This is a genomic window from Acanthopleuribacter pedis, from assembly GCF_017377855.1.
GTDB lineage: Bacteria > Acidobacteriota > Holophagae > Acanthopleuribacterales > Acanthopleuribacteraceae > Acanthopleuribacter > Acanthopleuribacter pedis.
Genome location: NZ_JAFREP010000002.1, coordinates 73,177 through 92,907, shown reverse-complemented (window position 1 = coordinate 92,907; position 19,731 = coordinate 73,177). Strand labels below are relative to the sequence as shown.

Here is a 19,731-nt window from a genome sequence, read left to right as displayed (position 1 = left end):
CCGAATCGCGAAACACCCGTGGTCCCCGCTCCCATCCGATCACGGGGTTTCCATTATCAGGTTCATTTGCCAAGGGGGTGTTCTCCCCACCCCCTTGCTTCCAAACAGGTTGGTTCACTGAAAAGGAACCGCCCCACGCTCAGCGGTTTGTCGTTCATCATCCTTTTTCCGCAAAAAGGCTGTCATGATAGACATAATCGGCATACGCGAATTTTCGCGTGCGTGCAGCGCGTTTCCACCAACCCCGACAAAGGAAAAACACGTGTTGACTTACGAACAACGCGACGCCGTCGCCGACGCCGTCTTCCCCACCCTCGCCCTGATCGCCCTCTTCCACATCGGCCAAGCCCTGGCCCACAAACGGTGGCCGCTTTTTGGTTTCGGCCTTGCCGGCGCCGTCTACGGGATGTTCACCGCCTACGGCCTGCGCTACCTCGATATTCTTTGGCCCCATTGGCATCGACTCGGTCTCGACTACAGTACCCACACCGCGGTGGTCCTGGTTACCGTCACCCTCATCACCTTGATGACCCAAAAACAACGCTGGGTTTGGCCTCTGATCGCCGGCGCCTACGCCGGCCTCATGCTTTACCAGGCCTACCATCCCCTGATCGATATCGTCACCACCACCCTGGTGGTCGGTTTCTTTTTTTGGCCGCCCGTTTTCTTCCTCTACCGATGGCAAGCCACGCCGCCCAGCGCCAAGGCGAACGGCCAAAAACCACCCGGCTCGGTCGCCGGCCTCACTTAGCCTTTGGTTTTTTTGGGGGTAGCCCCGCAACGAAGGTTTCGGCCCGCTCAATCCAGGCGCTGAGTTGCGCCGCCTCCCCCATTGCCTCCCGTGCCACCAGCAACCAACCCTTCATCGGCCGACCGGTAATGTCAAACGGCTTGACGCCGGGTTGATCCAATAGCGAGGCCGCGGTCTCCGGCGCCAAACGCACCACCAGCCAGTCCTTATGGATCCCCACACACATGTTGCCGTTGAGCATGTAGGCGACGCCGCCAAACATCTTGCGTTGGCTGAATGCTTCGCGACCGTGGAGGACCGCTTCGATTCGTACCGCGAGATCTGCATCATAAGCCATTCAGACGCACTCCTTAACGTGTGAGATGCCGCGGCTTCAGCCACGACATCTCATTCGGTGTTCGTTGATGGAACAAGCTTACCCTCTGGTGCGGTGGTTTGGGCCGAAAAACCGAGCCCGCAATTCTCACAAGGAATTCTGCTACGAAGCCGAACGCCATGAGATTACAAGGGGGCGGCCTTCCGCCTTACTCGGTCGAGCCGCCTTCGCCTCAGCTGCTACGCCGATAGGTCGGACCCCGAATGGTCGGCCCCGCGAAAGGTCGGACCTCTGTGCCGTCTCTCGGTCGTAACCTTCGTACTCACAAGGCTTTCTGCTTCTCGCGACGAATCCTTGTGAAAATTGCGGGCTAACAATTCCCCACACAGCTTTTTGAGGCACCACCTTTTGTAAAAATTTTGCGCGGGTCCTGAACCTTTTCGCTGGAACCGGTTTTTAGTGATGTAGAAGCGTTGCTCAATCCGGTTGGAGGTTTTCCATGGTCTCGCGTGACACATCGGTGCTTGTCCCCCTCAAAACCATCCGCATCGCGGGTCGGATGGTGTCCTTGGATGAACAATTTACCCAAAACCTAGAAAACCTTCGCCGCATCGCCCGCAAACTCCTCAAGCAAGATCGACCCGGTACCGAGATGGAAGTGGACGAATTGGTCCACGAAACCTACCTGATCTTTGCCGCCAAAAAGGGGTTGGAAGTCCAATCGGAACGCCATTTCCGCGCCCTCTCGGCGCGCATCATGCAGCGCTACCTGATCGACAGCATCCGGCACCACCACACGCAAAAAAACGGCGGCGGCCTGTTCCATTGCCCGCTTGAAGACGCCGAACCCTGTGCAACCACGAGCCAACCCAGCATGCAGCTCACCCTTCACCAAGGCCTGAGCGCCTTAGGCCGTAACGAGGCCTACCGGGTGGTGGTGATGCGCGCCCAAGCCGGCTTCACCATTGAAGAAACCGCAAACCTGCTCAACATCCCCCTCATTCGCGTCAACCGCCTGTGGCGCCGCGGCTGCAAGTCTCTGAGGCGCAGCTATGCGGCCTACCGCCCCAATCAAACCCCGATCACCCGCCAGACCGTCCACGCGGCTGAGAAGCGGTGATCCGCAACCCACATCCCAACGGTGGTCGCGCGAACGTACCGCCGGCGGATTCGCTTAGGTCAATCGGGCCTTTAAGCTGTCAGTGGCCTGTTGGAGCTCGGCGTCGCTCCAGCCGCGCAGCCGCTCCGGCAAAAGTTCGGGATAGCTGCTGTGCTGCGCCGCGATTAACATTTGGAACTCGCGTTGGGCGTTGATGCTGCGGCTGGCCGACCAGCGTTGTAACACCTCGAGCGGGGTAATCCCCGGTCTGCGCCGTCGCGTCGCCAAAATCTCGGCGGTGTAGTTGCGGTAATCCCTGGCCGAGTAGTAGTCGGTTTTGGCCATGATGGGTTCCCAATCGCCCGCGGCCACCTCGATTTTTTTGCGGCGGAACATTTCGGCCAAAAAGGTTTGGCGAATCTCGCCCTCGGGATCGAAGATCGGGACCTGAACCGGGGCGCGGCTTTTGATGTCGGGGTCGAGTAAATCAGGGCGCGAGGTCATCATCGCCCACACCACCTTGCCGAAGAACCGCGGGTCACCCATCATTTTGATGACGTTACCGGCCAGGCGTTTTTCCGTGGAGTGGGTGGCGCCGCCGTGGATGGAACCAAAGGCGGTATGGGCCTCGTCCACCAAAATCAGAATCTTGCCCAGCGTCAAAATGTGCCAGCGCAACAGTTCGAAGAAACGGTCCGTTTCGCCGAAATAACTGCCGCGAATGCCGGCCAACTCAATCACAACCCGACCCGAGGCGGCGGCGAACGCCTCCAGTTGGAAGGTTTTGCCGGCGCCGTTTGGACCGGACACAATGAAGGCGGGCACCGCAGTTTCCACGTCCTCGCAGCGCTCGAACAGCTCGGTAAAAATCTCGCGGGTGGCACTGTTGCCAATGATGTCGTCGGGTGTGTGGTTGGGATAGGTGACCTTCACGATGTCGCCCAACTGGGCCTGAACAATGCGGTTCACCTCGCCGACCACCTGTTCACGGGTAATCTTGTTGCCCTCGGCCAAACCAACCGACATCAGTTCGTTGAGGTTGCCCAGGGTTAAACCCGCGGTATCCGCGGCAAACCGTTTGCGACCGCCGGCAAAACGCAGCCCGGGGTTTTGGTCGACAAAGTGTTCGATAAAAAACGCGCGCTCGCGTTCGTCCGGCAGACTGATTTCCACGTGGGCCACGTTGGGCAGGGCCAGAATTTTTTGGTTCACCTCGGCCTTGGTATGGTTGATCAGGATCAGGAGTTCGGGGCTCTCCTGGAAACCGGGATCGGCCACCCAGTTGAGGAAAAAAACCAGCCGCTGGCGGTCGATTTCGCTGAGTCGGTCGTAGCCGCCGGTGGGAAACAAAGCGCCGCCAAACTTAAACAACACGCACAAGGGCCGAACCCCTTCCTCCAACATGCGCACGCGCTGGAAAGCCTCGGCGATGCCCTGCAACAGCACCAACGCTTGCAATGGGTTGTGGGCGCTGGCGGCGAGCATGTTCTGCATGGATTTGATGCGGTTGCTGGGCACACTCACCCCGTCGGTCGATTCACTAACCCGAATCACCTCGGCCTCGGTGGTTTTGTTGGGAAAACGCAGACCCGAGGCGATGTCCATCATCACCACGTTGAACTTTTGCGACAGCTCGCGCACGAACAGCTGTTCCAGCGAAAGGAAATGGTTGGCCACGCTGCTCCAGAACAAGCCGTAGGTATCGCCGGTTAGCAGAATCAAATTTTTGCGCCGATCACTGTACTCACGGCCCAAACGGTTGAGGAAGGCGGGGCGCCGGTCCCCTTTGCTTTTACTGCTCACGCTGCCACTCCTCAGGGTTCACGGTGCGGAACGCATCGCGGTGGGTCAGGTTGAAATCACGGATATGTTGCAGGTTGTCGGGGCTCAAACCCTCGCTGCGAATGCGGTGAACCAGTTGACTCATCTCCTCGGAATAAAGGAAATCGGTGGGTTTGGGATGGCCGCCCGGGGTGGCGAAATCACCGACGATTTTGGCACCCTGGCCGCGGCCGGCGTCGGTTTGGTAGTACTGGGACAGCACCAACACGCGCGACCCCAAAAAACAGGCTTCTTCCAGATCGTGGGTCACGAAGAAAATGGTCATCTCGGCCTGTTCCCACTGTTCCAAAATGAACAGTTGCATTTCGGTGCGGGTGGCGTGGTCCAAGGCCCCGAAGGGTTCGTCCATCAACAAAATGCGCGGTTTCATAATCAGCGATTGGGCGATGGCGACCCGTTGGCGCATCCCACCCGAAAGTTCATGGGGGTACTTGTCGGCGGCGTCGGCCAGACCGATGCGCTCCAAATAAACCTGGGCCTGGTCGCGGAACGCACGTCGCCGTTGCCGCATTTGCCCCGGCTTCAACCAGCCCAAAAACATGCCGTGCGCCTCGGCGTCCAAACCAAAAACAATGTTGTCCATCACGCTGAGGTGTGGGAACAGCGAGTACTTTTGAAAGACAATGCCGCGGTTGCGATTGGGCGCATCCAACTTTTTGCCGTCCAACAAAACCGCGCCCTCGGTCGGCGATTCGGCGCCCAAAATCAAGCGCAGCAAGGTGGATTTGCCACAACCACTGGGGCCGACCACGGTAATGAATTCGCCTTGACGCACCTTGAGGTCGATGTCGTTGAGAATGGTGATCGGCGTGCCGTCGCGGCTGGGGTAGCGCATGTAAACGTCTTCGAGGTGAAGCATGGGATTGGTGTCGTTCATGGTGTCCTCAGTGCGCCTGATACCAGGCGTAACGCTTTTTGATCCAAAGCCGTACCAGCAAGTCAGCCACAAAGGCCAACAAACTCATCCACAGCACGTAGGGGATAATAATCTCCATGGCGATGTAGCGCCGCACCACAAAAATGCGGTAACCGAGCCCGGCGGTAGCCGCCAGCGATTCGCCGGCAATCAAAAACAAAACCATCGCCTTGAAGTTGAGGCGAATGGTGTTGAGGACGTCCGGCATGATTTGGGGCAGCACCACCCCGTAAGTGATTTTGGCGCTGCCGGCGCCAAGCGTCCGCCCTTTGATAATTTGTTCGCGGGGCACGGCCTTGGCGCGTAAGTAGGTATCCAACGCGATGGTGGGAAACACGCCGAGCAGGATCAGCATCACCTTGGACAGCTCACCCAAGCCGAAAATAATAAACAAGATCGGCAGCAGCGCCAGCGCGGGCACCTTGTCAAAAAACAAAATAAAGCGGTAAAACACGGCTTCAAAAAAGGGATACAACCCCATGTGCAAACCGAGCAACACCGCCAGGACCAGCAGCAAGGTGCTGTAGCCCAGCCGCTTGGCACTGGCCCAGGTGTCAACCCAGAGCCGGTACTCGCCCTTGCGGTCTTCTTTGAAGGCGGTGTTTTCCACGCCTTTCCACATCTTGCCGATGGTCGGCATGATCTTGTCTTTGGGGTTCTCTTGGTGGCGGATGTGGGAGGCGGTGAAATAAGCCGCCACGCACAACACAAACAAACTCGCCGACAACAGCGCGGTGGTCACCGGGCCGAATTTGGCATGCATACTTAGGAACTTCACGGTTCCACCTCATTTTTATCGGCAGGGTTCGGGGGCCCCGCTGCACGGCCCCGTGGTTTCCGTCAATGCCTAGCCCGCCTTCCTCACAAAGTATTCTGCTACGAAGCCGAAATCCTTGTGATAAATGCGGGCTAGCGTTTCAGTTTGCCCTCGGCGGCCATCTTCATGTAGCTCACATCAAATCGGAAATTGACGTTGCGCTTGTCACCCTGAACGCTGCCGTCCGGGTACTGAATACCAACCACATCGGCGCTTTCGGCACCTTCACCCAGCAAGCCGTGGCGGAAGCAGAACTGGCGCACGTAATCCATGTTCTTTTTGATTTCAGGGCCGGAAGCGTACTGTACCGCGGCGTCGGCGGTGTAAAACATGGCGGTGGTTTTCAATTGACTCTTGAACTCAACCAGAGAGCTTTCGGCTTGGGCGGCCATGGTGCCCAGGGCTTTGTCGGCGTCGGCACCGCGGCGCGACATCACACTCATCACCTCGTACCAGGCACCCACCAGGGCTTTACCCAGGGCGGGGTTCTTCTTCAGGGTTTTGGTGTTCACCGCCATCAAGTCGATAATTTCACCGGGAACATCCGCGGAAGAAAACAGTTTGGTGATGCCGGGATGTTGCTCGATTTGCATCACAATCGGGTTCCAGGTCACGACGGCTTTTTGGCTGTCATTGGAAAGAAAAATGGGGCCGATGTCGCTGTCGGAGGTATTGATCACCCGCACATCCTTTTCCTTCATGTTGTTTTTTTCCAGGAAGCGGTTGAGCAAGTAGTGAGACACGGTGAGTTCAACCAGGCTGATTTCTTGGCCTTTGATGGTTTTGGCGGTCAAGCCGTCGCGCACCAACAGGGCGTCGTTGCCGTTGGAGTAATCGCCGATAATCAAGGCGGTGCTGTCGATCCCGGAAGCGGCGGGCATGTTGAGCATTTCCATGTTGGTCATGACACAGGCATCAACCTGGCCGGCGACGTAGGCTTCGATGGAAGCAACGTAATCCATTTGGACCAGTTCGATTTCGATGTTGTGGGCGTCGGCCCATTTTTTGAGAATGCCGCTTTCTTCCGCGTAGGGCCAGGGCATCCAGCCCACATAAATCGACCAGGCAACCTTAAATTTGGTTTTGGCGAGGGCCGGTGTCGCGGTCGCAAACAGGACCAAACACACCATCATCAAACAACGCAGTAAACTTTTCGCACTGAGACGCGACATAAATAACTCCTTATCTTGATTCCTGGGTTTCATGCCCTTGGTAGGCGCGGTGCGGTATGGCAAGGGGCCGCGCACGCCGTCCAATCTAGATGGTGGGCCGTTCGCGTTCGTCGCCGGTTTTTTCCGCCGCCGGTCCCTCTTTCTCCGCGCGTCGCGCGGCCATCATGGATTCCATCTTGGAACGGGCGGTGGAAACCCGACCGGCATTTTCGTAGGCCTTGTCCTGCACACGAATATCGGTGCCCGCCAGCTTTTCGGAAATCTTCGCCTTGGCGGTCAGGTTGCGGTTGGTTTCCATCACGGCCGAAATCGGACCGCGGTCGATGCTGTTCTCCAAACCCTGCAACCGGTCGTTGAGTTCGATAATCCGCTTTGCGGAAACGTGTTCGGCAACGGCTTCGGCTTTTTGTTGGGGCAGCTTTTGGATTTCGGATTGCATGTCTTGCAAACGCAACATGTAGCGATCCATGGTGCCGGAGGTTTCGCCAACTTCCGCCTGCAAACGCGCTTGGGTTTGCTCGATCTCTTCAATGCGCACCTGGAAACGCTCGAAGGCACCGGCGTGGGCTTCATAGCCTTTTTCGTCGCCGGCGGCCTGGGCTTGTTCGGCCAGATTCAGGGCACCGTCGCGTTTTTGCAGCAGGTCCTCTTCCTCTTGGTTCAACTGTTCGAGCCGATGGCGTTTGTCTTCCAAAACAGCCTCAACCTCGGAAATGGCGTCGCGCAGTTCCTGGTATTGGCGCACCAACTTATCCTGGTGCATCTCAAAAGCGGCGCTAATGCCGTCGACGGAGCCGGTGAACTGCTCGTCGGCGGCCGCGATGATGCCGCGTGCTTTTTTCCAGTTCCAGTATTTGAAATACCGGAACACCGCTCGAACGATTCCTACTTGTTCATTGGACATGGTTTCCTCCACCTAAAGCTTCTTTGTTTGCGGGGTGCCGAGATCGGCGTATTCAATCAATAGGGGCACATGGGTTCATCACACAATCACGCGTTCGAATGGTGCGAGGCGCCGGCCTCGCGGTAAAGGTCGTCTTCCCGTTCATCCGGGCCTTGTTCCAGGCCGCGCAATCGATCCTCGACCCTGCGGGCGGCGCGCACGGCTTGCTCCAAATTGGCGGCGGCCGATTGGGAGGGCTGCAAGGCCACATCGGCGCGCACCAGGTCAATCGCTTCCAGGTAAGCCGACTCCAAGGCGGCCTCGAGCACGTCGCATTCGGTCAGCAACTCCTGCAGGGCGGTTTGTCGACGGGCGTAGAGATCCAGGCGCCGTTGATGGCTGTCGATCCGCGTTTGCAAGGTGCGCGCGGCGGCGTCGTCGGGACGCATGCCGCCGGCCTGTTTGCGCCAAAGCGCCTGTTCACGGGTCAAGGCGTTGGCATCAACGGCGCGTAAGGCACGTTTAAGGGCCACGGCTTGATCCAACAAACGGCGGCCTTCCTGATAACAGTCGTCGGCCAAGGTGTGGAAGCGGGCGACGGTGCCGCGGGCAGCTTGGGCCTGGAGAAAATCGAGCAATTGGCGGTAGGCGCGTTCCAATTCGCGCCCGGCTTGCAAGCCTTGGCTAAAGCCAATATCCACAAAAGCTTGTTCGTAGGCCGCACGGGACACGCGTTCGGCTTCCTGCTGTTTGGCAATCTGTTTCTGTGCATACTTTTCGGCCAGTTTCTCACCGCGCACGAAATAGTGGAATACCCAGGAACCAATACAGAGTAAACCGCCCGCCAGCGCGCTTTTCACCGGGTTGGGCGACACGCCGAACGCGCCCATCCAAATCACCGACAACGCCGCCACCGCCGCGGGGGTCAGGGTTGTCGGATGTTGGACCGCGTCTAAAAACACGGCGCGTTCAATTTTGCCGGAGGTACGGGTGTCTTTCTCCCCGGCCGACGGTTTGCTGCTCAAAGTTGGTTCCCCTCCACCGCGACAAATTCTACCCGCGGCAAACGGTACCCGTAAGCGCGCTGGGACTCGCCTTGCTTGCGGGGCAAAGGCTGGGACGAACCCACCCCGTCCGCTTGCAAACGGTTGGCGTTGATGCCGTGAACCGCGATCAAGTACTGTTTGACCACCTCGGCGCGTTGCCGCGACAGTTTGGTGTTTTCCTTTTCATCGCCGCCCGGTCCGGTATGACCGCGAATGATGATGCGGTAGGCCTGATAATTGTTGGTCAAGGTGGTGGCAATGCGGTCAACCCGGGCTTTGCCCTCGTTGGTTAACAGGTTGTTCCAGGTTTGGAAGGTAATGGGTTCCAAACGGAAGGTGCCCACCTCACGCAAATCGCGCCAATCGGCCGAGGAGAGTTTTTCAAAGTTGCGCTTGGTCGCGGCCCGTTGTTCCATGCCGCCGTGATCGCCGGCCTGACGCGCCAAGCTCTCCAACAAGGCGCGGTTGGTAATTTGGTAGGGGTTGCCTTCCAAGGGATCGCTCTCCAGCCGTTTGTTGCGTTTGAGCACGTCGGTCGCGGCGATGATGCTGTTGATCACCCCTTCTTCCACGGCGGCACCGGGTTTCAGCGCGATCCCGAACTGGCTGGTACAGTTTTGTTCCAAGTCAAACCAATCCACTTTTTTGAGCAATCCTTCGACCTGGTTTTTTTTAAGGCCGGTGGCGCGGGCCATTTCGGTCACCATGGTGGTTTTGTCCTCGGCGTAATGGTCGAGCACGTTGAAGTAAACCCCCAAAAAGTCTTCGACCAAAGCGCGGTCTCGTTTGAGGAGATCGCGATGGAACACAAACACGTCGATGATGTAACCGGAAAACTTATCGCTGCCCCACAGGTAACTGACGTTATCGAGCGCCAAGGCCTTGGAAAGGTCCGGTTCCCACATCACAAACACATCGCCCTCGCCTTTGCGCACCCGCTCCAAAACGGCACTGGAACCGTCGGCCTCGGCGCGCCAACCATCGCTGGCGGCGAGCCGGTCCAAATCAAAATCGGCGATGGTGAGATCGAGCAGAAAAGAACTGGGCGAATCAGGGGTGTAAACAATGCTGAGTTTGGGGTCGTTGAGATCGTTGACACGGTTGCCTTGAAAACGATCCGTGCGCACCACCATGCCGTCGGCGCCCTTGGACTCACTGACCGCGGCCACGATCACGCCGGGATAATCGTGGTTTTTGCCTTGTTCCAAATAGGTGTTAATCGGCAGCACAATGCAGTCGTATTCACCGGCGGCAAATTTCTTCAAACGCTCGGCGTAGGCGCCGCCGTCGTCGCTGAATTCGACGGAAAAGTCTTTTTGAACCGCCTGTTTGCGCATCTCGGGCGCGTTGATGAACCAGTAACCCAAGTAGTTGTCGCCACCGATCTTCAGGGACCGGCTCACCTTGGTGGAGGTCTGCTCGGTCAACATGGTGTCAATCGCCTTCCACCCAAAAATGCCGAGCGCGCCCAACACGAGGATGATGATAAAACCCACGGTCGATTTTTTCATGCAGCCAACCTTTCTCAAACTTACAGAAAAGAAACGATTTGATGAGGTAAAACACGGGGGGCGCGTTGCACCTATCATACTACCCTTGCCGTATTCCTCAAGCAGGAGTTACGCCCCGTCCGGGGTCGGGGTCGGAGATCAAAATTGGGTGTCGTCGAAATCCGGTAATTCGGCGAGGGAATCCGCCAAGCCGGCCGACAAGGCCTCGAAATCATTGGCCGCGGTGTAGCTCACCGAGAACTCGCGCAAAACGTGATTGGGATCCACGCACAACCCGATGGTGTAAATCGGCATGCCCATTCCCGCCGCGTACACCGCGGCCTTGGCCAAACCTTGCGCTTCACCGTCGGTGACCACCACCAAACGAAACTCACCGTAACCCAGTTGTTGTTGGTACTGTGCAACCAAGGTGCGGGTGCTCATGCGGATCGCCTCGGCCAACGGGGTACCGCCGCCCGGATTCACCGCGCGAACATGGGCCATAAAACCCTCGCGGTCGGGTGCCAAAGCCATCCTTAGACCGCCGCCGCCTTGATCAAAGACGTACAAGCCCAGGTTAACGCCGTCCGGCACCTGCTCAACGAACTGTTCAACCGCCCAGATCGCACCCTCGTGTTTGTTGGCAAAGCGGCCGTCTGCCCCACAGGAAGCATCGGGTTCTTCCAACATACTGCCGGACCCGTCGAAAATCACCAGCAGGTTGCGCGCGGTGGAAACCTGGCCGCCCTGACTGGGAATTTGAATGTCCATGACCGGCTGTTCTTTGAAGCGTTGTCTGGCCGTCGCTTCATCGTTTTGTTGCTGCATGCGCGGTCCCACTTTGATATCACCCATCAGAAAAAATATCGCCACCAGGGGACCGATCACCAGCAGACCGGCCAGGAGCAGCACGGCCGCGGTCGCACTCTTGCTGTCGCTCATTTTAAGATTCCTTGGGGACGGCAACCGGAACAGGGGAACCGGCGCCGTCCTTTGCCGGGGCGGCCGCTTGTTTGGCGGCCGCGCGTTTTTATTTCAGGGGAACGAATTCATCCAACTCGGCTTCCACCTGCTTGATGCGGAACACCACACGGCGGTTGGCGGCCCATTCTTCCTTGGTTCGCGGTGGGCTGAATTTCGGAGAAACCACACCCAAACCCACGGAAACAAACTGGCTTTCGTCGACCTGCATCTTGTTGTGGGCGGCGAAGCTCAAGAAGGCCTGGCGCACGGATTTGGAACGTTCCAAGGACAGGTTTTTGGCTTTTTGCTCCATTTGGCGCACCTCCACCGGGGTTTTGCCTTTTTCACGAGCCCGCAAAATACCAAGCGGGTCGGAGTGACCTTCTACGACAATTAAGGAACCACCGTAGGTCTGCGCGATCTCCAGGGCCTTGCTGAAATCCGAGGCATATTGTTCCTCGCTAAAGGTGCTCTGGTTGGGCGCAAAATTAATTTCCACCTGAAATAAGGTGTCGTCCTCGGCCCATTCGGTGGCTTCCGCCGAAATCTGGGATTCGATTTTTGCCGCGACCTTTTTGGTATCGAATTTCTTTTTCGGTTGGGGCGCGGCGTTGACGAATTTCAAACCCTTGGAGAGTTTGTCGTACTGCCAGCCCGCGCCTTCAATTTTGACGCTTTGCTTCATCAACCCGACTTCTTTGAACGCGGACTGAATCTCGCTGGTCAACTTGGCTAAGGTACGGCTGGTGCCTTTACCGGTGAAGAAGGCGACGTTGCCTTGAAAACCGACAAATTCGCAATCGGCCAGCAAACCCTCTACATCGGGCACGGCCTGGGGGGCGCCCATCAACAAATCGGCCGAACGGCTCATCAACTGTTGGTAACGCGCTTGCTGGGAGGCTTTGTTTTGCAGCAGGGTTTGCAGGGATTCTTGCGCTTGCAGCAAGGTATTCACAAAACGTTCAACCTCGGCGCGGTTGTTTTTGAAGTAATCGGCACGAACCGCGTAGACATCGGCAATGACGCGTGAGGCGGTTTTGGTGGACACCATAATTTTGGCGCCTTTCACCGAACCGGCCGAACCGGTTCCGCCGCGACCACCAGAGGTCAGGTTCATCGCATCGGGAATAATCGCCATGGCGGCGTCGATGGAATCGTCTTCCAAAAAGGCGTTGACGGGATCGATGATTTTGCCGTCGGTATCAAAGGTCGGCAAGGTTAACTCGCTGAACCACTTGAACGTGACACTGCTGAGCGGGACGCCGGCGGTTTTGAGGATGTTAAAGGCGTAATCCATGTGGGGACCGTAGAGCTGGAGTGCGACGGTTTTGCCCTTGAGCCGTTGCGGCTTGCGCACATTTTTGCGGACGACCATGGCGTCGCCGCCGTTGGACCAGGTCATTTGGTAAACGACCACCAAATCAACGCCGTTCTTTTGGAACACCTCGGCGGCGGCATTGATCATGCCCATGGTGCCGCGCAGGTAAGGGGTCTCCCCTTTCAAACAGGCCTCCACCTGCTTAGCGAAGTTGTTCTCGACAAAGATCTCGGCGTTTAAATTGTTCTTTTTAAATAGCTTCTGTTGATCGGCGTGGATTGTCGCCACGTCGCCGCCCCAGGTAATCATAGGGACTTTAAAGCTGTTGCCGCTTTTGACCGGTTTGGCCTTGACGCGGATTTGATCAACCAGGGGTTTCGCTTGTAGCGTTTCCAGGTTCTGCGCCGGGGCCGCGGAGATCAAACCAAGACACAGCAATAAGGTTACCAATACGCTCATGTGGACTCCTTCACAAAACAAACCATCATCGGGATCACGGGCGCAACGGGGCGCACATGGCAAACATCCTTCATTCCAGCATTTGACGATACGGGGTCATCCGACACCGCAAAGGTTTGACGAAAAAAGCTGGAAGAGGAATCCCGTTATTCTAACCGTTATCCCCGCATTGAACGCAATCAATCCTCGGTTCACAGCGATCAAGCCCGCATTGCTCACAAGCAATTCTGCTACGAAGCCGAAAGCCATGCGATTACAAGGGGGCGGCCTTCCGCCTTACTCGGTCGAGCCGCCTTCGCCGTAGCTCTGCTACGCCTGTGCCGTCTCTCGGTCGTAACCTTCGTCCTCACAAGGCTTTCTGCTTCTCGCGACGAATCCTTGTGAGCAATGCGGGCTGGGCGCGATCCCCGGCACCGGGAACGAACATGGGATTGATTAACGAAGTTCCGGTCCCCGCAAAACCCGTCGGGAACCCTTTCGTATTCTTCGTTTCAATCGAAATGAACGACACTCTCACCGGCGCGTCAACCGCCGGATGAGGGTCATTTTTTTTGGCGAAAGCGCACCAAAGCCGGCGGGAAGCCTTACTTTTTGGCCAATTCTGCCGTAGCTTTCAGCCCATGGGGCTCGCGCAGTTCCTTCATGTAATAGTGGTAAAGCTTGGGTTCCATGATGCTGTTGACCGCGGTCTCGACACGGGCCATATCCCGCGGGAACTTGGTGGCCGCGGCAAAAACATCGGCCTCCATATATCGGGTGGGCACGTCCATCTCGCGGATGGGCGGCACCGGCTGATTGGCGGCGAGGTGGAATCCCCAAATGCTGAAGCTGGGCACCGTGATTTGGAAGCTTTTGGTATGCAGGCCGGCCGCTTCCATGGTGGTGGCAATGCACCAATAGGTTTTTCGGGTAAAAAACGGCGAGGAACTTTGCGACACCAGGTAACCCTCGGGTGTCATGCGCTTGCGCAGCATGGTGTAGAACTCGCGCGCATACAGCTTGTTCAGCGCCTCGTTGTGGGGATCGGGCAAATCGGAAATGATGCGGTCGTAAAGCACGCCGGCCTGGTTCACGAAGGTGAAGGCGTCCTGGTGGAAAATTTTCACGCGGGGATCCTCAAGCGCCCCCTCGTTCAAGGCCGCGATGGTGGGCACGGTGGCACACAAACGCGTCATCTCGGGGTCAATATCCACCAAATGAATCTCTTCGACGTCGTCGTACTTAAGCAGCTCACGGGCGGCCATGCCGTCGCCCCCGCCCATGATCAACACTTTTTTTCGCGGCCCCGGCAAGGCCATCAAAGGATGGACCAAGGCCTCGTGGTAGCGGTATTCATCCCGTTGCGAAAACTGAATATGACCGTCCAGGTAAAGGCGATGATCGTGATCGAGGACGGATTTGGTCAGGATGATGCGCTGGTATTGGGTCTGTTTGGAGAAAATAATTTCATCGGAATACAGGAACTGTTCGGCATAAGTCGACAGGCGGGTCCCGCCGATGAGCGCCACCACCAGCAAAAGCGCGGTGCCGCCGGCAAAGGTAGCCACGGCGCGCGGCATGCGCAGAAACTTCCAAAACACCACCACGTTGATCATGGCCACGCCGATGTTGAGCAGGCCGATGGCGAAACTGGAGCGAATCAACCCCAGGAACGGCAAAAGAATGAGCGGAAAGGCCATGGACCCAATCAAGGCGCCGACATAATCCAAGGACAACACGTGGGCGATGGAATCCTTGAGGCTGTCCTTGTGACTGATAATGCGGGTGAGCAGCGGAATCTCGAGGCCGACCAAGGAACCAATCACAATAATCAAGGTGTACATAATCGCTTGGTAAAGCGGCATCACCAGCGGAAACGCCAGAAACAAAATCAGTGAGGCGGCGCCGCCGATCAATGAAATGGTGATTTCAACCAACACGAAGTTGGTGATCAGGTGTTTCATCAACCATTTTGAAAGGTAAGAACCGATCCCCATGGCGAACATAAACAGGCCGATGGTGAGTGAAAACTGAAAAACACTGTTCCCCAAAAGGTAACTGGAAACGGTGCCGATAATTAATTCGTAAGCGATCCCGGATAAGGCGACGACGGCAATCGAAATCAGCAAAACGCCGATTTGACCACGCGATAAATCTTCAAGCTGATTGTCGCTTTGCTGTTGTGTTTCCGACATGGTACTCCCCAAACTCCTTAATCGTGAAATCAGGCCGCGATGGTGATCGTTCATGCGGCCGTGCGCATCGGAACGGCACAAGGCCGTTCGGACCGGCACAAGGCCGTTCGGACCGGCACAAGGCCGTTCGGACCGGCACAAGGCCGTTCGGACCGGCACAAGGCCGTTCGGACCGGCACAAGGCCGTTCGGACCGGCACAAGGCCGTTCGGACCGGCGTTGTGCCGTTCGAGGTTCGCGAAAAACGAGCCTGAAAACAACATGGTGCGCCGTCACGGGGACGAACGCACCAGGTTGTACGGCCCTATTACTTGCCGCTGCTGAACGAACGCGAACCACCACTGGCGCGGGCGCGCGCGGAGGAAACCGCCGAGGAGTGGTAATTTCGGGGACTCATTTTCATGTTGGAATAACGCGAGGGGCTGATCCCTGAAGCGCGTTGACGGCTCAACATGGAACCGAGCATGTACCCCATGAAAATGCTACCGGGGCTGATGTGGAAACCGGAATCGCGATGGTAGCTGTTTTGGGTATCGGTGGCGATCAAACGAGCGCGCTCCACGTCGATTTCAACGGTGAACAGTTGCTGCTCGCCGCTGTCTTTTTTGCCGTCGGCGTTGCTGTCCTGAAACCCTTCGATGGCGCCGTCGGGACGCATCAGGGTACCGACGGGGGTAGACATCACCTTGGCCTCGTTGAGGTTTTTGGTGTAAGTGGCTAAAAATTCGCTCGATACAACCTGGTTATCGGACGCCGCCGCGGCCAACACCTCTTCTGCATTGGCACCTTCTTCGGCACCTTCAACTTTTTGGTCGGCAAACGAATCAATGGTTGCGGTCATAACGTCGAGAACTTTGTTAAGGTCGATCACTTCGACCTGCGTGGTGCTGCACGCCGAGGCGAACAAGAGGCATGCCGTTAACAAGGGAAAACGCCATTTCTTCATGTGATCCTACTCCTGAAATAAGTGTTGGGCGGCCGTCTCAGAAGGCTTCTGAACACCCGCGGACGGGTTTTTGGGGAGATGTTCGCATTATACCCGGCAAACCCGCGCACCGACAGGGATTTGAGTCGGGACTGTTTGCGTGGCGGCGCAAAACGACAGTGAATAGGGACACCCCACCCTATCTGGACAGACACCTAACCTCTTAAGCGCAAAAGGAACGTGGATCCGGCGAGCCTTTTTTTGTTTTTTTAGGTATGGGGGTGGGGTTGGTTTTGGGGTGTTCGGGCGGGTTTTGGTTTTGGGGTCCGTGGACGAGGTTTTTTAGGTCCGACGCGGGTTTTGGTTTTGGGGTCCGTGGACGCAGTTTTTTCGGGTGCGTCGCGGTTTTTGGTTTTGGGGTCCGTGGACGAGGTTTTTTTGGGTCCGACGCGCGTTTTGGTTTTGGGGTCCGCGGACGAGGTTTTTTTGGGTCCGACGCGCGTTTTGGTTTTGGGGTCCGCGGACGAGTTTTTTTTGGGTCCGACGCGCGTTTTGGTTTTGGGGTCCGCGGACGAGGTTTTTTTGGGTCCGACGCGCGTTTTGGTTTTGGGGTCCGCGGACGAGGTTTTTTTGGGTCCGACGCGCGTTTTGGTTTTGGGGCCTGGGCCGGCACCTTCGGCGGCCTGCACGACGGGAACCCCCGGGGACCCAGAACAAATGGTTGTGCTACAACCATTTGATCAGGGCTGAAATCCATAACACCTTCGGTGTAACCAAATGATGTTCGCCGCCGGCTCACGTTTTAAATCATTTGTGGTCCACGCATTTGGGTGTGCGACCCTTCCAGGGTGCGCCGGATCGGGTTATTTCCCCGTTTGGCTTTGGGTTTCCCCCACCATTTTTTCGTTTTTCCATGGAGTGGGCCGGGTCGGGTTATTTCCCCGGTTGGCTTTGGGTTGCCCCTACCATTTTTCCGTTTTTCCGCGGGGTGCGCCGGGTCCTGTTATCGCCCCGTTTGGCTTTGGGTTTCCGCCACCGTTTTTCCGTGGACGTGCCGGGTCGGGTTATCGACCATTGATCCATTCACGGCTCTGGGTTTTGGTTTTGGGGCCGGCCGGTTAGCTTAATACGCCGAGTTGCTTGCCGATGCGGCCGACGCGTCTTTTTAAACCGCCCACCAGCAGATCGGCGCGCGACGGTTTGTCGCTGCGCGCCACCCAGCGATGCAGGTCATGGGCCATGGCCGCCACCGTTCCGTACCGGTCTTCTTCTCGCTCCGCCAAAGCCTTGCGCAAAATGCGCTCCAAGCGGCCGTCCAGCTCGCGCGCCAACTGATCCGGCCAACGGCGTCGCAATAAGGCAATACGTGCCGGGTCCTCATTGGCCAAAAACTGCGCTTGCAGGGACATGGGACGGCGACGACGGCGGCGGGTCGCTGTTTTCCGATAGCGGGGACGATCCCCTACCAACAATTCAAACAACACCACACCCAAGGAGTAAATATCGGTTGCAGCACTCAGCGGACGGCCCGCCAACTGCTCGGGTGACGCGTATTCCGGGGTCATCAAGCCCAGTCGGGAAACGGTGGGCTGGGCACCCGAATCGGGATCCAAAATGGAAGCGATCCCGAAATCCAGCAGACGCACGCGGCCGTTGCGCTCGACCAAAATGTTGGCGGGTTTGATGTCGCGGTGGATCACGTGGTTGCCGTGGGCGTAAGTCACCGCCTCACAGACTTCCAAAAACAACCGCACCCGATCACGCAAGGTCAACTCACAGCCGTCACTCCAGTGATCGAGCGGACGGCCTTCGATGTAATCCATCGCGAACCAGGGAAAACCGCAATCGCTGAAGCCGCTTTCGATCACGCTGGTGAGGTTGGGATGGGCCAAAGAACTTAAAATGCGGCGCTCGCGCAGAAACCGCTGCCGCAAACGCGGGTCGCGGCTGTGGAGCATCTTCACGGCCACACGCCGTTCAGTTTTGGGACAAACCCCTAAAAAGACGGAGGCGGTACCGCCGACCCCGAGCATCGGCCCGGTTTTGAAGCGACCGAAAAACGCGGGCGCCTGCCAACCCCAATCGAGGTCGACCAGTTCTGACAACACGGGTAAACCGCTTTCAAGGGCGGCATCAAAAGGATCGGCGGCAGCGTTCATCGAGGGTGCCGCCGCGAGGGATTCGGGTTCCAGCATATCGCGGATCTGATCAAGCACGGCGGCGGCGCCGGCCCCGCCGGTTTCGTCCTCGGGCAAACCCTGATCGATCATGTTACGAATGGATAACATCAACTGAACCTGAGAATCTGTCGTCAACCTCTCCCCCAAAAACACATCGAAACAGCCGCCTCCCGCGGCGATTCGGCGGAAAACGGATCTCCCAAAAAAGGGAACAAACACCACAAGCTTGATACCTAAAGTGTGCGATTCGGGTGGATGCAATCGCGTAAGTATCGGCGCAGGACGCGCCGAGGACTGGAGCGAAATGTGTTGGAAAAAGCGCAGGCGTACTTGGAAAGTACGTCGAGCATTTTTACTGCACGTTGTAGCCCAGCAGGTTGCGCGAGTGCGCCGCCAAGACTCGCCCACTTTAGGTAAGACTAACGTAAGGGCAAAAGGCAGGATCATTCAGAAAAGCCCGGAGAAAAGTAAGCCGGAAGGGTGTATGAAAAGCGTGCGACCTGTCGCTTCCTGAGGTTTCCCATCGACCTTATTTTGCGATTCCCAACTTTAATTGAGATTCTCACCTGAAGGACAAGATCGGTGGGACGATGACGGTCTTCGCACAAGCTACCCCATTAAGTGCGGCCAGGTGGCGCATCAGATACATCGTATCCCATTTCTTCGCGCAAAAATTGTTTGGCTTCCAGCCAGGCGCGGTATGCCGCACTGGGAGAAATCTCAAGAACCTCAGCGGTTTGCTCCAAGGAGAGCCCCCCAAAAAAGCGCAGCTCCACGATGTCACTTTTTAGGGAATCTTGGTGTCGCAAATGATGCAAAGCATCGTCTAAACGCGTGACGAAAAGCGGCTGCATGACGCCGACCCGACCTTCTTCAAACGGCACGGCCTCGTAATCGCCACCGTGTTTTTGCCGACTTTGCCGCCGCGCAAAATCCACCAGGATGTGCCGCATCACCCGTGCCAACGTCCGAAAGAAATGGTGCCGATCACGAAGCTGGGTGTCGAAACCGTTCTCCTCGATCTTGAGAAAGGCCTCATGAACCAACATGGTGGGTGAGTAAAAATGGCCGTTTTGCTCGCGAATCATGGCATGCCGCGCCATTTGACGCAGTTCCGCGTAGACGGTGGTGATGAGGGTGCCGAACGCATCGCGGTCACCGCCCTGCCATTGATTGAGGAGTCGGGTAATCGGCTGCATTTCTTCCATGAGTGGCATGTTCCTTTCGTGAAAACGAACGCATTCGAGAGGAAAGCGAGTAAAGCGCGGTTCTCACCCACAACTAATTATTCAGTGGGAACGGTTTCACGCGATAGCACGGGAACCCCACCCATCGGATGAAAACGTGGGGCATGTTAACACGGCGCGGTGCGGTCGAAAAC

General features: G+C 57.1%; 16 protein-coding genes. 2 read left to right on the top strand and 14 right to left on the bottom strand.

From position 1 onward, the window contains the following. Positions 1–262: 262 nt before the first annotated feature. Entirely contained in the window at positions 263–751 is a 489-nt protein-coding gene (locus J3U88_RS02265; RefSeq protein WP_207856504.1) for a hypothetical protein, read from the top strand. Here the strand turns inward: J3U88_RS02265 and J3U88_RS02260 are convergent. Next, on the bottom strand, positions 744–1,088 hold the full coding sequence (locus tag J3U88_RS02260; protein WP_207856503.1) for a TfoX/Sxy family protein: 345 nt from the start codon (positions 1,086–1,088) through the stop codon (positions 744–746). The genes J3U88_RS02265 and J3U88_RS02260 overlap by 8 nt on opposite strands. Before the next feature lie 478 nt (positions 1,089–1,566). On the opposite strand from J3U88_RS02260, the gene J3U88_RS02255 reads away from it, so the two are divergent. Next, positions 1,567–2,187 (top strand): ECF-type sigma factor, encoded by a 621-nt coding sequence (locus tag J3U88_RS02255; RefSeq protein WP_207856502.1) that lies wholly within the window; start codon positions 1,567–1,569, stop codon positions 2,185–2,187. A 54-nt stretch (positions 2,188–2,241) separates the two neighbouring features. On the opposite strand, the gene J3U88_RS34915 is transcribed toward J3U88_RS02255, so the two are convergent. From J3U88_RS34915 to J3U88_RS02190, 13 genes are all read right to left on the bottom strand, one after another. Further along, a complete protein-coding gene (locus J3U88_RS34915) occupies positions 2,242–3,969 on the bottom strand; it encodes an AAA family ATPase (RefSeq protein ID WP_207856501.1) in 1,728 nt (575 codons plus the stop codon). Further along, positions 3,959–4,885, bottom strand: coding sequence for an ABC transporter ATP-binding protein (locus tag J3U88_RS02245; protein WP_207856500.1), 927 nt, complete (start codon positions 4,883–4,885; stop codon positions 3,959–3,961). The genes J3U88_RS34915 and J3U88_RS02245 overlap by 11 nt, the downstream gene beginning before the upstream one ends. A 7-nt stretch (positions 4,886–4,892) precedes the next feature. Next, on the bottom strand, positions 4,893–5,702 hold the full coding sequence (locus tag J3U88_RS34125) for an ABC transporter permease subunit (RefSeq protein WP_207856499.1): 810 nt from the start codon (positions 5,700–5,702) through the stop codon (positions 4,893–4,895). A 131-nt stretch (positions 5,703–5,833) separates the two neighbouring features. Next, on the bottom strand, positions 5,834–6,913 hold the full coding sequence (locus J3U88_RS02235) for a putative urea ABC transporter substrate-binding protein (protein ID WP_207856498.1): 1,080 nt from the start codon (positions 6,911–6,913) through the stop codon (positions 5,834–5,836). 85 nt (positions 6,914–6,998) lie between these two features. After that, on the bottom strand, positions 6,999–7,817 hold the full coding sequence (locus J3U88_RS02230; RefSeq protein WP_207856497.1) for a hypothetical protein: 819 nt from the start codon (positions 7,815–7,817) through the stop codon (positions 6,999–7,001). A gap of 86 nt (positions 7,818–7,903) precedes the next feature. Next, complete coding sequence (locus J3U88_RS02225) at positions 7,904–8,821, bottom strand: hypothetical protein (RefSeq protein WP_207856496.1); 918 nt, start codon at positions 8,819–8,821, stop codon at positions 7,904–7,906. Continuing rightward, on the bottom strand, positions 8,818–10,353 hold the full coding sequence (locus J3U88_RS02220; protein WP_207856495.1) for a phosphate ABC transporter substrate-binding/OmpA family protein: 1,536 nt from the start codon (positions 10,351–10,353) through the stop codon (positions 8,818–8,820). The genes J3U88_RS02225 and J3U88_RS02220 overlap by 4 nt, the downstream gene beginning before the upstream one ends. A 138-nt stretch (positions 10,354–10,491) precedes the next feature. Further along, a complete protein-coding gene (locus J3U88_RS02215; protein ID WP_207856494.1) occupies positions 10,492–11,274 on the bottom strand; it encodes a vWA domain-containing protein in 783 nt (260 codons plus the stop codon). A gap of 88 nt (positions 11,275–11,362) precedes the next feature. Then, positions 11,363–13,072 (bottom strand): ABC transporter substrate-binding protein, encoded by a 1,710-nt coding sequence (locus tag J3U88_RS02210; RefSeq protein WP_207856493.1) that lies wholly within the window; start codon positions 13,070–13,072, stop codon positions 11,363–11,365. A 584-nt stretch (positions 13,073–13,656) separates the two neighbouring features. Continuing rightward, entirely contained in the window at positions 13,657–15,246 is a 1,590-nt protein-coding gene (locus tag J3U88_RS02205) for a polyamine aminopropyltransferase (RefSeq protein WP_207856492.1), read from the bottom strand. A gap of 306 nt (positions 15,247–15,552) precedes the next feature. Further along, on the bottom strand, positions 15,553–16,191 hold the full coding sequence (locus tag J3U88_RS02200) for a hypothetical protein (protein WP_207856491.1): 639 nt from the start codon (positions 16,189–16,191) through the stop codon (positions 15,553–15,555). Positions 16,192–17,288: 1,097 nt separating this feature from the next. Continuing rightward, complete coding sequence (locus J3U88_RS02195; RefSeq protein WP_207856490.1) at positions 17,289–18,485, bottom strand: serine/threonine-protein kinase; 1,197 nt, start codon at positions 18,483–18,485, stop codon at positions 17,289–17,291. Between the two features lie 482 nt (positions 18,486–18,967). Then, on the bottom strand, positions 18,968–19,567 hold the full coding sequence (locus J3U88_RS02190) for an ECF-type sigma factor (protein WP_207856489.1): 600 nt from the start codon (positions 19,565–19,567) through the stop codon (positions 18,968–18,970). Positions 19,568–19,731: the final 164 nt, after the last annotated feature.

Bases quoted from the DNA above. Each gene is read 5' to 3' on its own strand.
- J3U88_RS02220 (WP_207856495.1), bottom strand. From the start codon at position 10,353: ATGAAAAAATCGACCGTGGGTTTTATCATCATCCTCGTGTTGGGCGCG.
- J3U88_RS02235 (WP_207856498.1), bottom strand. From the start codon at position 6,913: ATGTCGCGTCTCAGTGCGAAAAGTTTACTGCGTTGTTTGATGATGGTG.
- J3U88_RS02260 (WP_207856503.1), bottom strand. From the start codon at position 1,088: ATGGCTTATGATGCAGATCTCGCGGTACGAATCGAAGCGGTCCTCCAC.
- J3U88_RS02230 (WP_207856497.1), bottom strand. From the start codon at position 7,817: ATGTCCAATGAACAAGTAGGAATCGTTCGAGCGGTGTTCCGGTATTTC.
- J3U88_RS02190 (WP_207856489.1), bottom strand. From the start codon at position 19,567: ATGCCACTCATGGAAGAAATGCAGCCGATTACCCGACTCCTCAATCAA.
- J3U88_RS02205 (WP_207856492.1), bottom strand. From the start codon at position 15,246: ATGTCGGAAACACAACAGCAAAGCGACAATCAGCTTGAAGATTTATCG.
- J3U88_RS02210 (WP_207856493.1), bottom strand. From the start codon at position 13,072: ATGAGCGTATTGGTAACCTTATTGCTGTGTCTTGGTTTGATCTCCGCG.
- J3U88_RS02245 (WP_207856500.1), bottom strand. From the start codon at position 4,885: ATGAACGACACCAATCCCATGCTTCACCTCGAAGACGTTTACATGCGC.
- J3U88_RS02255 (WP_207856502.1), top strand. From the start codon at position 1,567: ATGGTCTCGCGTGACACATCGGTGCTTGTCCCCCTCAAAACCATCCGC.
- J3U88_RS02200 (WP_207856491.1), bottom strand. From the start codon at position 16,191: ATGAAGAAATGGCGTTTTCCCTTGTTAACGGCATGCCTCTTGTTCGCC.
- J3U88_RS02215 (WP_207856494.1), bottom strand. From the start codon at position 11,274: ATGAGCGACAGCAAGAGTGCGACCGCGGCCGTGCTGCTCCTGGCCGGT.